Origin of the sequence: Coleofasciculus sp. LEGE 07092 (assembly GCF_015207375.1) — a bacterium.
In the GTDB taxonomy this organism is placed as follows: domain Bacteria; phylum Cyanobacteriota; class Cyanobacteriia; order Cyanobacteriales; family Coleofasciculaceae; genus LEGE-07092.
Genome location: NZ_JADEWY010000031.1, coordinates 17,426 through 31,602, shown reverse-complemented (window position 1 = coordinate 31,602; position 14,177 = coordinate 17,426). Strand labels below are relative to the sequence as shown.

Here is a 14,177-nt window from a genome sequence, read left to right as displayed (position 1 = left end):
ATACATGCAACCCCGTCGAATTGCCCGCGAATTGGCTCTGTTGAGTCTCTCTCAAATGCCTCACGCATCCGAAAAGCTTGATGCCCAGCACCTTAGCAATTTGATATTGGCATCAGTCCGCACTCTGATCGGTGAAACTCAAGAAACATTAGAAACAGCAGCCGCCGAACTCAAACGGGGAAGCGATCGCCTCCTCGGTAGCGAAATCCGCACCACCGACGTGCGCAGTGCTAGAGCTATGGTGTTTGAAGCGATTGAACTTACACAAAAAGCAATCAACCGTATTGGCGGATCTGTAGAAATCCCTGAACTGATTCAGCTCTCTAACCAGCAAGAAGTCCGCGCTTACGCCATAGAAATTCTCAAAACGATTAAACACAGACAAGAGGACATCGATAAAAGTTTGACTCAATCCCTCCAGGATTGGCAGCTCAATCGCTTACCGCGAATTGACCGAGATATTTTGCGGATTGCCGTGGCAGAAATGACCTTTTTAGGCATTCCCGATCGAGTTGCCATTAACGAAGCCGTAGAACTTGCCAAACGCTACAGCGATGACGAAGGACATCGCTTTATTAATGGTGTTTTGCGCCGCGTCACTAACCTCATGAAAGCTGAAACTCCGCCTACAGTAGAAAATTTATTATGACCCTCTAGACACTCCTTATAATGAACTACCTAGGAAAACACTTGCGCAGCACTATCTGACCGACTAAGCCGTTTTCCTTCGGTGATGCGAAATGTACCACCTCAATGACACTAAAGCAGGGTCCAATACTGTGTAGCTTGCCCTCTGCGAAGGAGATCAATTCTCCGCAACAGGGGAGTCGGGATAGTTCCACTCGCTCTCCATTTAAGTCTTCTAGTTCTGGCGAGTAATCTTTGTGCGATGTTCTAGGGGCATTCTCGAACATCATTTGTACTTTAACGAGTTGCATGGATAGCGCTCTCCTGATTCAATAGCATCGGTCAACCCCATCCATCAGATTACCATCGTTCCCGGCTCAGACGAGAATTAGAGGGGTGGGGAGGAGTGGGCAAGCTGCATAAAAAAGCCAGAGACAAGGGGAAGGTGAGGAAGATGGGGGGTATTTTAATAACATTCAGTCTGAAAATTTTCTCCCCTATCTCCCCTATTTCCCCTATCTCTGCAACTAGGCAACGACTTACAAATCCCCCACGTAGGTGCCGAGAGCCTTTGCAGTTTCCACCAACGGATGATGGATATCGACTAATACCGGACTCTTGCTGGTGACTTCATCAATTGGAACGCTCACTACCCGTCCGTTTTGCCACGCGACCATTTTTTGATACTCTCCATTAGCAACCAAATCCACGGCATTTTTGCCGAAGTTGGTTGCTAAGAGTCGGTCTTGGGCAGATGGAGCACCACCTCGCTGGACGTGACCGAGAATTGTGACTCGTGCCTCTATGATTTTGCCACTACAACAAGAAACTTGGTCAGCGACGTACTCGCCAATACCCCGCAGCCGTACTTCACCGAGGGCAAGAGCATCAACAATGGTGTTAACGGCGGTATCGAATCCTACCGCTAGATTTGTGCAGGCAACGTCATTATCAATAGTTTTGGGTACGCCAACCAAATTTATGCTGCCTTTTTTGGCGAGTTGGTTCATAATTGCCAGACTGCCATCGCCGCCAATTACAATTAGCGCATCCAGACCTAAATTTCGATACCCTGCAATCACTTCATCGGCTCTGGCTTCGGTATCCCCCTTGTTAATCGACCCCAGGATAGTGCCGCCAGTACTGAGCACGGGATCGATACCCCGAAGATCGAGTCCGTGAACATTAAGTACTACAGATTTGCGTTCTAACAACCCTTCCGTGCCCTAGGGAATTCCCAGAACTTCCCAACCATAAGTCAGGGTGGCGTGTCTGACAACAGCACGAATGACGGCGTTGAGTCCGGGACAGTCACCACCGCTGGTAAGCAAGCCAATCCGTTTGTAAGTTTCCATAGTCGAACTCTGTTGTGTATTTGCGTTTTACAAATGGTGCTTTCTTTAGTCGTGTTCGTGCTATTCCTCCCAATCCCAACCTGCCGCTGAGTAACGATTGCTTTGGGCAACAATTGATGGCTGCAACATTTCTCAAATCGGGTAGTAGGATTTCCATCATGCTCTGGAGATCGGCTTCAGTAAAGAAAGCTTAATTATTCAGGCAGCAAGACATTAAGAATTATCAGAATTATTTGGAATTTACCATCCTAATTCAGACAAACTCTCAAAAACAACTTTGATACTGATGGGTGAACTTATAATCCAAGATCGTCAATTTATTCCTAACTTAGCGTATCAATTACTACTGCGGTGTCAAGGATTTTCTTTTTATAGGAAGTAGGGACGTGCGAGAATCGTTTTAACTGGAACTCTGTAGTGCTCCCCTCTTTTTAATTATCCTATGAATTCCCTCGAATTCAACCCTATAATGTATTATTTATTTCTATGAACGAAAACCAGGATTTATTACAAAATATGTAACATTTACTGAGATTTGATAAACCCAGAGGCAACAAAGGTTTTTTTCATGAATGAGCTTCGCGACAAACAGGCATTTATCTGTGACATGGACGGCGTGATTTACCATGGCAATCGACTGCTGCCGGGAGTGGGGGAATTCCTCGACTGGCTTAAGCAGTCGGGTAAGAAATTTCTGTTCCTGACGAACAGTAGTGAGCGATCGCCGAGGGAACTGCGAGAAAAGCTGCGTCGGTTGGGAGTGGAAGTAGCGGAGGAGCATTTCTACACCAGTGCGCTGGCAACGGCTGAGTTTCTAGCCCAGCAATGCCCGGAGGGTAGCGCCTTTGTGATCGGTGAAGCGGGTTTGATTAACGCTCTTTACGATGCAGGCTTTTCGATGAACGATAGTAACCCTGATTATGTGGTGGTAGGGGATACGCGAGGCTACAATTACGAGAAATTGGAACACGCGGCTCAGTTGATTCTCAAAGGGGCAAAATTAATTGGTACGAACCCAGATGTGACGGGACCGAGTGAGAAGGGTATTATTCCGGCTACAGGGGCGCTGATTGCACCCCTAGAACTGACAACGGGTGCAAAAGCTTATTTTGTGGGTAAGCCTAACCCGTTGATGATGCGCCACGCGCTCAAAAAATTGGGGTGTCGTCGGGAGGAGACGGCGATTGTTGGCGATCGCATGGATACGGATATTATTGCGGGGATTGAGTCGGAAATTGAGACGGTGCTGGTGCTGTCTGGAGTGACGCGCCGGGAAGATTTGGTGAGTTTTGCTTACCGCCCTCACTATATTTTGGATGGGGTTGAGGATTTGGTGCCATGAGGGTGGCAAAGAGCGATCGCTTTCACTCTGCTTCCCAATCCTTAATCTACAACCCCTCAACCTTGGGGAGAGGGAACAACAAGATGGATCAGCTCCCCTAGCCCTCTAGTTGAGCATTTGATGGTTGAGCAGAGTCGAAACCAGCATTTTCATAATGTGAATCATTCTGGCACTCCGCCAAAATATGAAGCTGATCCCAGTTACTCTCCATCAGAGCAATTTTTTTCCTTCGACTCCAACCCTGAACCTGCTTTTCACGATAAAAAGCATCTGCTACATGATCAAAATACTCTGCATAGACCAATTTTACAGGCAGTCGTTTTTGCGTATGATTAGCCCCCAGCCCATTTTGATGCTGCCACAAACGACGTGGCAAATCCTTTGTACTTCCCGTGTAGAAGGAGCCATCAGCACATTCCAGAATATACATATAGGGCATGGTTAACTGTCTCTGGTTTCCTAAAGATCGGGCTTCGACTTCGCTCAGCCCTCATCTGTAGCTGGTTAGCCCTCATCTGTAGCTGGTTAGCCCTCATCTGTAGCTGGTTAGCCCTCATCTGTAGCTGGTTAGCCCTCATCTGTAGCTGGTTAGCCCTCATCTGTAGCTGGTTAGCCCTCATCTGTAGCTGGTTGAGCGGAGTCGAAACCAGCTATAGCATTCCCTCAATTCCAGCCAAAATCTCCGTACTCTCTGCATTCAAAGTCGCAATTTCATCGAAGATTTCCTGCGGTTCCCGTAACGCCGAACCGCAAGCCCTAAATATGATCGCCGAGATCGAGATGATATTAATTTGTTAACGACGACATCAAAGTGTTACTCAACAACACAAATGGAGAATACCGGATTCGAACCGGTGACCTCTGCGGTGCGATCGCAGCGCTCTACCAACTGAGCTAATTCCCCAAACTACGCTCGATTGACTATTCTAGCATTCAGCTCTGCCAATTCTCCAAAGAAAACCTGGTTGGTATTCTCACCCAACAAGCCAACCTAGCTAGCTTTTGAGGATGCCCGAATATAAACCTGCTGCACCCGATCAAGTTCAAGTTCATGTAGATAATCCACCGTCCAGTTCGCCTGACGCTGGAGCATATGAAACGGGTAAGTATTCGCCACTCCCACTACCTGCATCCCCGCTCGTTTTGCCGCTTCAATTCCGGCTGGGGTATCTTCAATCGCCAGACAATCAGAGGAGCGGGCGTTAAGTTCAAGATAATGTTGATTAAGGCGCTCCACTGCCAAAAGATACCCATCCGGTTCAGGTTTGCTCACTGTAATATCGTCACCTGCGACAATTACTGGAAAGTGCTGCAAGAGCTGAGAGCGATTTAGTACCAGTTCAATCTCAGAACGGAGTGCGCCACTGACAACCCCCATGGGTAATTGGGCAATCCGAATTTTGAAAATCAAATCTTCCAAACCGGGATAAATTGGTAACTTGGGTAATGCTTCTAATTGACGGCAGTAGGCTTCGGCTTTGCGAGTGATTAGACGAGTCAAGTAGTTGTCATCAACCACCCGCCCCCGACTTTGGAGTAACTCTCTCAGACAGATGCGATCGCTTCTGCCCAAGCAAATCTCCCGGTAATCCTGAGAAGAGGGACGTAAGTTCTCCTCAATCAGAATTTCCTCAACGAGTTGCTGGTGAAGAGCCTCATCGTTGATAATAACGCCGTTGAAATCGAACAGAACTGCCTTTAATGTCATACCCACTGCTAAAAAGCTGGAGCTGGAAAGCCCTCGGAGTCGAAATCGTCTATTGTACTGCTTCGGGTTGCCTGATGCAGTGCCCCTGTCACCGGCATCGGTTTCATCCCCTGAGTGACTTGATGCACTAACCACCAATCCTGAGTTTGCACGGCTTCAAAGCCTGCTGCCCCCAGCCAAGCCTCCACACTATCGGCAGCATACGCTTTAATGTAAGGTTCCTCAAACACCTCACTAAGCCACGTCGTTTGGCGCAAGGTTTTCTGATTGCCGTCCAGAATCAAAACTTGCCCTCCCGCCTTCAGCAATCGGAAACATTCTTGCAGAATCGATTTGGCGATGGTTGGGGGTGTTTCGTGAAACAATAGGGAGGCAGTCACTAGATCAAATGATGCATCTGGGAAGCCTGTCTCTTCCGCCTTGCCATGACACCACTGAATCGTTAACCCCTCGGTTTTAGCTTTGTAGTCAGCCATTACCAGCATATAGGGCGACAAGTCTAAACCAATGACTTCAGCTTGAGGAAATGCTTGCTTTAGCATCAAAGTTGTAGAACCCGTACCGCAACCCAAATCTAGAATCCGTCCCGGCGTTCCTTGAATGGCATCTATCAAACCCTGGCGCACCCATATTTCGTTCGGGGGTAAAACGTATCGGGTGACAGGATCATAGGTTGTCGCGGCACCCTGGTTAAGGTAGCCGCCTTCAACACCGTGGAAGTTTTGAGTAATGTAATAGTCTGGATAGGTTAAGTCAGGATGTCGGAAGCGATCGCTCTCGGTTTCCCAATCAATACTTTGCTCAAGCTGCCGCAGTTCTTCCTCGTCAATCAGCAATCCAACGACTGGCTTGAGGAAACGTTCCCAGAGTGTATCTTGACTACCTGCCATAGAACTCGTGAATACTTAACTTACTTCGCACTTGGGAATGGCTTAATTAGCGCCCCACTTTACAAATTGTAACGAAATTTTCTACAGCAGATCCCTGATTTAAGAAGTTAGGGATTTAACTGTAAACAATTCCAGGTGCCAACCCTGTCCTTCCACAGCCAGTGCTGCCACATAATCCGGTGCTGGATTTAACGGATAAATCAACCAACGACAAGCTGCCTGCGAGTTTCCTGAAATGCTCACTAACCTCGCAGGTTCTCCGGGAAGTAAGGAGACTTCCACCTCTTCGAGTCCAGTTAATCCATCACCGGTTGCTTTGAGATAAGCTTCTTTGCGCGTCCAGCCGTTGAAAAATGCTGCTTGCTGTTCCTCAGGAGGAAGGGATGCGATCGCACTATATTCCCGCTCTGAAAAGAATCGCTTTGCCAGTTTCTCAGCATCGGGCATAGGACGCATATATTCTAAGTCAATTCCTAGCCGAGGTGCTGGTGATATTGCATACAGCGCTAACTCGTGGGAATGAGAAACGTTAAACGAGAGCCTTTTATTCGTGTTGGTTAGTGCTGGTTTGCCACGGGAACTGTAAGCAAACTGAATCTGACTTGGCTCTAAACTTAAATAGCGACTTAGGATATCCCGCAGGATACCGCGACCTGCAATAAAATGAGTTCTATCTCGCTCAAAGTAAAATCTATCAGCCCTTTGCTGCTCGTCTGGGGAGAGGGTTTGTGTCAGCTTCTCGAGCTGCCCTATCGGTAAGTTGAGGTTTGCTTGCCAGACGTGGACATCATTTGCCGAGAGTACTAAATCAGTAGGTGGAGGGTGCCAGCGAGCATCCGGTGCCATCATCTATTCTATTATTTACATATAGAGGAGTTCCTTCTCAAACCCGGTATATTTTATCCCACCGAGAACCGCTACAGGTTACTTTCATTCCGGTTGACATTGAGAACTCTCATCAGCTAAGGATTCGTTAGGCGGACTTGTTGGTAATTCTAGCGGAGCAATAACCGTTAATCCCTTAGGAATACATTCAATTTCTACAGGTGTCGTACCGATAATCTCACCATCAACCACAACCTTTTGCGCTGGGTTAGTTGTCACGTTAATTTGGGAAGCTCGCAGGCAGATTGTATCTTCTCGACGCACCGCTGTTTTCATCAGAGCTGCCCCTAACAGATCAACAACGGCATCAATGGCTTCGATTTTGGTATTTTGGGTAGCAATTGTCACCTCCAGTAAACCATCATTGGGAACTACATTTCCCATTCCCTGAGCTAAAACAGAGGTGGCTGGTGCAGCATTGGCAATAGTGATAGCTGCTGCCTGAAAATTATTTACGACGCCCTCAATTTCAATGTTTGCCTCAAAAACTGCGTGTTCGTTCAGTTGCTGCATCCCCGCTAAAATATAAGCTAAGGCTCCTAAACGTTTTTTAGTCTCCCGGTCAGCGCGTTCGACCGTTTCTGCCTCAAAACCGATGCCAGCTAGTAAAATCATAGGGGATTGATTGCAGCGAGCGGCATCAACCACGCGGGTTGTACCGATTAAAATTAACTCGCAGGCTCCGCGAATAGTGGTGGGAATTCCCAGCGCCACACTAAAGGCATTGGCAGTACCCCTGGCAATCACACCGAGGGGAATTCCCGTACCGATAACTGCCCCAGCGACGGCTGAAACTGTGCCATCCCCCCCGGAGGCGATAATTAAATCAGCCCCAGCCGCGATCGCATTTTCGGCTAACTGCACTGCACCAATATCCGGGGTTGTCAGGTGAATCTCTAAATGAATTTGGGGTTTTAAAAGCTGTTGAATTAATGATAAATCTTGTTCCGGGTTGCCCTGACCTGAAATCGGGTTGAAAATCAGATAAGCAAAACGATTTTTGGCTAAATTGCGAAGAATTGCTTCAGCAGTGGCAAGATTAGTAGCAAGAGGGACATTGTGGATAGTGCAAATCCGCAACAATAACTGAATGTCCGGTTCCTGGGGTTGAGCGTGGAGAGGATCGACTAAAAAGATAACTGCGATCGCATTCCCTGTGGCAATGTCTGCTGCAATCTGGGCATCTCCTCCCTGTGAACCAGGAAGCATCGCTTCGACTTGCAACTTCGTTCGTTGTTGAAGGCGCTGCCCGGTTGTACCTGTGGCGATGAGTCTGTACCGCGAGAGGACGGATGCATATTGCTTGGCGAGGTTAACAATATCATCTTTTTTGCGGTCGTGGGCAATGAGGGCGATCGTCGGGGACATGATTGACCTAGAACTGATTCTCAGCTTAGTTTAACGTTGGAGAGTGACGGTTTCTGTCTTCATTGAGTTTGACAAGTCGGTAGAGAGGTTTCAAAATTTCCAACTGGGTGAAGCGATAAGTTAAACGTTCAGGTCATTCGGGTTGTACTTTGGCAGTCGTTATTAATTCGTTCTTTTCAGAACAACTATACTTTAATTTTTGTTAAAGAGTGCAATCAACGAGAGAGTGTTATGCTAACTAAAATTTTAGGAGATACAGGCGATCAGTATGGGGTATACTATACCGTCTATGGGTCACTAGCGGGCGACGAGCAAGTAGTTAAATCTTATTTATGGTCTGGACCTTATACCGACTTAAAAACAGCAATGCGCAAAGCTGAGGAGCTTAAAGAATCTCATCAGGGCGATACGTCATTTGTTGTCAAAAAGTACAGTTTGTAGTGAGTAGTTTAGCGCTCATTCAGGAGACGATTGAATACCTTAAGCCTTAATGGGCTTACTACAAACTAAGCGATCGCACTTCTTGACTAAAAAACTTAACTCTAGGAATTATTAAGTGCTACAGGGATTGTCCCTACTGCCAATCAGTGCGACACTAATGCAATACAGAGGAGTGAACGATTATGCAATCAAGTGGTGCCAAACCCATTTCCTGGCTACTCACTCTCACAGCTTCTATTCTTGTCAGTAGTGGGTTATCCGCTCAAGCTCAAAGTTATTACGGTTATGTCACCGCCGATTCCCCAGAACCTGAGAGTTTAGAAACAACGGCAACACCAAACCCTTCTGATTCCGTTGCATCCTCTGCTCCAGTCGGGAATGCTCTCGGTAAAGCGATGCTAAAATCCCTTAATCTCCCCCAGAGTTCCTCTCCCGCTCCTGTTGAACCAACAGCCCCAGCAGTAGCACAACAGCCTGCTGTTAACTCCCTCGGTATCCTTCGACGCAGCTATGTTGGAATGGGCGGGAATATTGGTTTAAGTGGTGAAGAAACAGAACCGACTGAACCAACAGCCCCAGCAGTGGCACAGCTTCCTGGTGTTAATCCCCTCGGTATCCTTCGACGCAGCTATATCGGAGTGGGTGGAAATATTGGTTTAAGTGGCGAAGAAACCCAATTGAGCGAAGAGGCTGCTGTTATTTTCAGTAAACTTGGCTTCACTGAGAATTTCTCCTTGCGCAATTCCGTCTCGTTTGGTGATGAAACCGTCACGACAGTTGCCCTCACCGCCGATTTTCCCATCGGCAATCCCCTCACCGGGCAAGCTGTTGTTATTCCCTTTGCTGGAGGTGGTGTACTACTTAAGCCAGATAACGACTGGGAAGCTGATCCGTTGGTGTCTGGCGGCGTAGATATTCCAATACCCCCCAAGTTTACAGGTACAGCCCGTGTAAATGTTGTGTTTGCCGATGATGATGAGGTGGATGTAGGGCTTGTACTAGGAGTGGGTTATAACTTTAAACTGTTCTAAGCTATGTTGAAGGAAAGAACGCTTGTACAGTAAAGTTTTTAACCGTTTTCAACTGAATAGTTATCGGCGCTGCGCTGTAGTCAACCCAATCCAGAAATTTTCCCTTGCCTTCGGGTTGGGAATCCTGGCTCTGTTGAGCGCAATTCCGGCTCTGGGAGCCGAGCGGATTAAATTCTTTTATCCTCCCTTTGGGGAGTTCAGTATTTCCGTTGAAGACTTGGAACTCTTTGCTGAGGAAGGCACAATTACCGACGAATTCGCGTTTTATGCCAACCGTGCTACCCCCGAACAATTAGCAGAACTGCGAGAAGTATTGCAGCAGCGCTTTCAGGTGAGTCCCATCACCATCTCTCGGTTTACGAAGACGCCCATTGGAGAAACGGTTTTAGAGCGTTTAGGTCGGGTTATCAAGGCAGATATCAACCAAAATGGATTTTATCCCCTGCGGGGTGCTTTAATTCTGGCAGCAGCAGACCCAGAAGGCTTAACGATTATAAACATTCTGCGCGAGTTTCCCCTAGAAACAATTTGGCTCGATTTACCCCTAAGTCTTCAGGCAATTCAGGAAGTATCCAGGCTATTTGGAGAGAGGGATGCCGTCATTGACGCCATTCAACAGCAAGCGGCTGAGGTAACACCGAATCTACCCTTAGATTTCTCGACACAGCCAGATTTAGAGCGCTCTGGTTCGATACGGTGGCGTCAAGAAACGCTCACCTTTATTAACCCTAACCGAGAAGAACCCGTTCCTGCCGATATTTACCTGCCTATTTTTCCGAACCAGACACAGGAATCAGTCCCAGTTATCGTCATCTCCCACGGTGTGGCATCCAACCGCACTACCTTTGCCTATCTCGCCCAACATCTAGCATCCTACGGCTTTGCCGTCGCTGTCTTGGAGCATCCCGACACCAGTGCAGAGAAATTTGAGCGCTTCTTGGCGGGTTTTGATCGCCCACCAGAACCGACTACTTTTATTAACCGTCCCCTGGATATAAAATATCTACTCGACGAACTTCAGAAACAACCTCAGTTTGACCCCGTTTGGCAAGGTCGCCTAAATTTACAACAAGTCGGCGTCATCGGTCAATCTCTCGGTGGCTATACCGTGCTTGCCGCAGGCGGTGCCGAACTCAATTTAGAACAGCTTCGTCAAGATTGCGCCGAAGCTGCCGCCGATACTTTATCCTTTAACTTATCGCTCTTGGTTCAATGCCGCGCCACCGATTTGCCACCTGCGACGTATAATCTGCAAGATGAACGGATAAAAGCTGTTCTTGCCATTAATCCCCTCAGTAGTAGTATTTTCGGAGAGGAAGGATTAAGTCAAATTGAAGTTCCTTTGATGATTGTGGCAAGTGGTGACGATGTATTTGCCCCCCCTGTATCAGAGCAGATTTATCCCTTCACTTGGCTTACTAATTCAGAAAAGTATCTGGTAGTTCTAGAAGAAGGCACCCACTTTTCCTTCTTGGGTGGTAAAGGTGAGGGCGTATTTCCCATTCCTCCAGAATTGATTGGTCCAGATCCCAGTCTAGCTCGTCCCCTACTCAGTGCTTTGAGTACGGCATTCTTTAAAACCTATCTTACTAATCAACTCCGATACCTTCCCTATCTGAGTCAGTCCTATGTCAGAACAATTAGTGGAGATTCATTCAACCTGACTTTGGTGGAGTCTCTGACAGAAACTGAGATCGAGCAGGCGATGGAACAAGAATAGGGAGTAGGCTTCGCCGTGAGCGTCAGCCGAACGGGAGTAGGGAAGAAAACTAAATGTACCTCACGATGCAAGGAAATGCTGTATCTCTCTTGAGTGGGATCGCGAGCGAATCGGTTTAATTCTCAAGGGGGATGTAAGCTACTCCCTGAATCTTTATATTGGAACGTGGAATAGATAGCAATTTTTGGAAATTATTTATGAGTCAGTCAAATCAAAATCAACCCATTCCTTCCGATAGACAAGCTACGACAAAAGAGCAAGTTGACTTCGGAAATTACGATAGAAATATAATGCCTGCTGAAACGGCAGCCCGTCACGACAGAGAAGGAAGCAACTTTAAGTCCATTCCTACAGAAGAGCAAACTGATCCAAACCAAATTAATACCACGGCGGGTTACACCGTAGATAACGAGGGTTTAGTGAATAACTTTGCTGTTGAACCCGAAATGTATGTTGACGAACCCGGTGATTTAAGAGAAAAAGGGGAACGGGGAGAAGCTGAACGCACCCGTGAACTTAAACAGCTCCAAAAGGATAGCCAAGGTGAGTTGACAATGGAAGAAGACAAGCGTGGCAAGGGACAAGGTGTTATCTAGAATTGGTTCGTTAACTGATTTAAGGGCGGAGTTTTACTAGACAAATGTAGGGCATACGATTGCCATTTGCCTGTAGGTTCTTCGCCTTTACTTTATTAAAAATATTTCTGTTTTATTGTTTTTCCATACCCTACACTCTTCCTTCATCTGTTACCTTGATTGATGTTGAGGCACTCATTACCGTTGGCACTTTGTCAGGCTAGGGTAGAAATAAGCGGCGGAGGTGAAGATGAAGGTTTGGCAAGCTGACTTTTACAGGCGTCCCCTGCGGAATACAGAAGGGCAGGTGCTGTGGGAGTTGTTTATTTGCGACGCAGCAGGGGAGTTTACTTACAATGCCCTCTGTCCCCAGTCGTCTGTGAATAGGGATTGGTTGCTGTCTCAATTGCAACAAGTCGTGACAAAGACACAACCACCGACTATCATTCAAGTGTTTCGACCTGAGTCGCTGAATTTATTGGCAGATGTAGGGCGGCAATTAGGGATTAAAGTGGAAGGGACTCGACACACCCCAGTTTTAAAGCAAAAGTTGCAAGAGAGGGTGTCATGGTATAAGCAAAATGATTATTACACAGGTGAAGCTTACAACCCCACCGCCCTCGATAAACCGCCACCCGTACCCCTGCCGGAGAATCTTTGGGGCGATCGCTGGCGATTTGCTACGATTGCGGCGGGAGAACTTGAGGAGGTGTTTGCAGAACGTCCGATTCCCATTTTGCAGATGCCCGATGAACTCTTACCACTAAATCTAGGTTTGCCCTCAATGGTAGCCGTACCGGGGGTAGTCATTGATGGGGGACGTAAATCCATGCTCCTTGCCCGTTGGCTTCAAGACGCTCAACCTGTTGCCCTCAACTTTATTGCAGGTGCGCCGGATGGGTTAATTTTAGAAGCAGGGTTGGTTGAGCGCTGGGTGGTTGCCACCTTTGAGGATAAAGAGGTAGCGGCAGCAGGGCGGATGTACGAACAGCGCAAGCAGATGAGTGGTGGGTTGCATTTTCTGTTGGTGCAACCGGATGAATTGGGGATGACGTATACAGGATTTTGGTTGTTAAAAATAGAGTGATATTATATTCAGCAGGACTGAGTGCCCTGACTCAAAATCAACTGAATACCTTAGCAGTTCAGGCACAAACTCAGATTCAAGGTCAGCTACCCAATTATATCCCTCTACTGGCTCAAGCCAATCGGGATTGGTTTGCTGTGCAAGTCCGGGATAATAGCAGTCGGATTCTTTCAGTCGGTGATGTTACTCTATCATTTCCGCTGATGAGTGCGATTAAGCCGTTTGTTCTGTTATGTTTGCTAGAGCAGTTAGGAGCAGAGGTGGTATTTTCCGGCGTTGGTATGGAGCCTTCTGATGAGCCTTACCATTCTCTCAAGCAACTACAAGCAGACAGGGGCAAGCCGCGTAACCCGATGCTTAACAGTGGCGCGATCGCTCTAGCGTCTCTGCTTCCCGGTAAAGATGCTCTTTCTCGCTGTGAAACCCTTTGTCAGTGGCTCAATCAGCGAGGGAAATGCCATTTATTTTTAGATGAAGCAATGCTGAGTTCCGTGCGTTCTTTACCGAACGAACGGAATTGGGCGATCGCTAACCTACTAGCTGAGTCGGGTTATCTAGATAATGTAGAAACGGCTCTAGACACCTACAATTACATTTGCTGCCTCTCTGGAACTGTTAGGGATTTAGCTTGTTTGGCTCAACTTCTGGTGCAGAATAGTAGCAGTACATTACCAGAAAACCGTCGCACAGTCAATGCCCTAATGATGACCTGCGGCTTGTACCAAGCTTCTAGCCGCTTTGCTGTAGAAGTAGGAGTACCGACGAAATCAGGGGTGAGCGGTGTTGTGGTGTCGGTGATACCATCTCAGGGAGCGATCGCCTGTTACAGTCCGGTTTTAGATGGGGCGGGGAACTCGAAGGCGGGTTTGTTTTTGGTGCAGCAACTGGCACGGGCTTTCGATTTGAGTGTGTTTCGGTAAACGAGTGAATCAAAATTTGGCGTTGCTGCATTAAGGTATGAAACGATAACGATAAGGAACTGGAACATCCCCAAATCGCAGATAGTGAATCAGACAACCATGAATACGTCTCTTATTCCCCCAACCATAAGAGATAATAATGTATAGCAACTGCCAAGACGGTTAGGACATATATGAATTTAGTAGAGACGTTCCGGCGGAACGTCTCTACCAGAGTTTGTCCTTCAT

At 47.3% G+C, this 14,177-nt stretch carries 15 protein-coding genes, 1 tRNA gene and 1 pseudogene; 8 read left to right on the top strand and 9 right to left on the bottom strand.

Translation table 11 applies throughout. The annotated features are described in order from the left end of the window. Nucleotides 1-4: 4 nt before the first annotated feature. Nucleotides 5-649, top strand: coding sequence for a transcription antitermination factor NusB (gene nusB / locus IQ257_RS09990; protein ID WP_193873288.1), 645 nt, complete (start codon nucleotides 5-7; stop codon nucleotides 647-649). 25 nt (nucleotides 650-674) lie between these two features. On the opposite strand, the gene IQ257_RS09985 is transcribed toward nusB, so the two are convergent. Both IQ257_RS09985 and IQ257_RS31475 read right to left on the bottom strand, forming a co-directional pair. After that, complete coding sequence (locus tag IQ257_RS09985; protein WP_193873287.1) at nucleotides 675-938, bottom strand: hypothetical protein; 264 nt, start codon at nucleotides 936-938, stop codon at nucleotides 675-677. A 228-nt stretch (nucleotides 939-1,166) separates the two neighbouring features. Next, nucleotides 1,167-1,982: pseudogene (locus IQ257_RS31475) on the bottom strand (6-phosphofructokinase). Nucleotides 1,983-2,550: 568 nt separating this feature from the next. Between IQ257_RS31475 and IQ257_RS09975 the strand changes: the two are divergent. Beyond that, nucleotides 2,551-3,324 (top strand): HAD-IIA family hydrolase, encoded by a 774-nt coding sequence (locus IQ257_RS09975; RefSeq protein WP_193873286.1) that lies wholly within the window; start codon nucleotides 2,551-2,553, stop codon nucleotides 3,322-3,324. 97 nt (nucleotides 3,325-3,421) lie between these two features. On the opposite strand, the gene IQ257_RS09970 is transcribed toward IQ257_RS09975, so the two are convergent. The 7 genes from IQ257_RS09970 to mgsA all read right to left on the bottom strand — a co-directional run bounded on the left by IQ257_RS09970 (nucleotide 3,422) and on the right by mgsA (nucleotide 8,175). Then, nucleotides 3,422-3,763: a GIY-YIG nuclease family protein gene (locus IQ257_RS09970; protein WP_193873285.1), complete on the bottom strand. Its 342-nt coding sequence runs from the start codon at nucleotides 3,761-3,763 to the stop codon at nucleotides 3,422-3,424. Next, entirely contained in the window at nucleotides 3,732-3,944 is a 213-nt protein-coding gene (locus IQ257_RS31470) for an alanine-zipper protein (protein ID WP_193933015.1), read from the bottom strand. Before IQ257_RS31470 ends, IQ257_RS09970 begins: the two co-directional genes overlap by 32 nt. Nucleotides 3,945-4,155: 211 nt before the next feature. After that, nucleotides 4,156-4,228 (bottom strand) — tRNA-Ala (locus tag IQ257_RS09960). Between the two features lie 87 nt (nucleotides 4,229-4,315). Beyond that, a complete protein-coding gene (locus IQ257_RS09955; RefSeq protein ID WP_193873284.1) occupies nucleotides 4,316-5,032 on the bottom strand; it encodes an HAD family hydrolase in 717 nt (238 codons plus the stop codon). Between the two features lie 8 nt (nucleotides 5,033-5,040). Next, nucleotides 5,041-5,922 carry a class I SAM-dependent methyltransferase gene (locus IQ257_RS09950; RefSeq protein WP_193873283.1) on the bottom strand — a complete coding sequence of 294 codons (882 nt, stop codon included), beginning with the start codon at nucleotides 5,920-5,922 and terminating at the stop codon, nucleotides 5,041-5,043. A gap of 99 nt (nucleotides 5,923-6,021) precedes the next feature. Further along, the gene (locus IQ257_RS09945; RefSeq protein WP_193873282.1) at nucleotides 6,022-6,771 is read right to left on the bottom strand and encodes a 4'-phosphopantetheinyl transferase family protein; all 750 of its coding nucleotides are present in this window, start codon (nucleotides 6,769-6,771) and stop codon (nucleotides 6,022-6,024) included. A gap of 81 nt (nucleotides 6,772-6,852) precedes the next feature. Beyond that, nucleotides 6,853-8,175 carry a methylglyoxal synthase gene (mgsA, locus tag IQ257_RS09940; protein ID WP_193873281.1) on the bottom strand — a complete coding sequence of 441 codons (1,323 nt, stop codon included), beginning with the start codon at nucleotides 8,173-8,175 and terminating at the stop codon, nucleotides 6,853-6,855. A gap of 231 nt (nucleotides 8,176-8,406) precedes the next feature. On the opposite strand from mgsA, the gene IQ257_RS09935 reads away from it, so the two are divergent. The 6 genes from IQ257_RS09935 (at nucleotide 8,407) to IQ257_RS09910 (ending at nucleotide 13,949) form a co-directional block, all read left to right on the top strand. Continuing rightward, entirely contained in the window at nucleotides 8,407-8,616 is a 210-nt protein-coding gene (locus IQ257_RS09935; RefSeq protein ID WP_193873280.1) for a hypothetical protein, read from the top strand. Between the two features lie 182 nt (nucleotides 8,617-8,798). Then, nucleotides 8,799-9,647, top strand: coding sequence for a hypothetical protein (locus tag IQ257_RS09930; protein ID WP_193873279.1), 849 nt, complete (start codon nucleotides 8,799-8,801; stop codon nucleotides 9,645-9,647). Between the two features lie 22 nt (nucleotides 9,648-9,669). Continuing rightward, nucleotides 9,670-11,367: an alpha/beta hydrolase gene (locus IQ257_RS09925; protein WP_228060582.1), complete on the top strand. Its 1,698-nt coding sequence runs from the start codon at nucleotides 9,670-9,672 to the stop codon at nucleotides 11,365-11,367. Nucleotides 11,368-11,564: 197 nt separating this feature from the next. After that, nucleotides 11,565-11,963, top strand: coding sequence for a hypothetical protein (locus IQ257_RS09920; RefSeq protein ID WP_193873278.1), 399 nt, complete (start codon nucleotides 11,565-11,567; stop codon nucleotides 11,961-11,963). Between the two features lie 229 nt (nucleotides 11,964-12,192). After that, nucleotides 12,193-13,029, top strand: coding sequence for a Tab2/Atab2 family RNA-binding protein (locus IQ257_RS09915; RefSeq protein WP_193873277.1), 837 nt, complete (start codon nucleotides 12,193-12,195; stop codon nucleotides 13,027-13,029). After that, a complete protein-coding gene (locus IQ257_RS09910; RefSeq protein ID WP_193873276.1) occupies nucleotides 13,026-13,949 on the top strand; it encodes a glutaminase in 924 nt (307 codons plus the stop codon). Before IQ257_RS09915 ends, IQ257_RS09910 begins: the two co-directional genes overlap by 4 nt. Nucleotides 13,950-14,177: the final 228 nt, after the last annotated feature.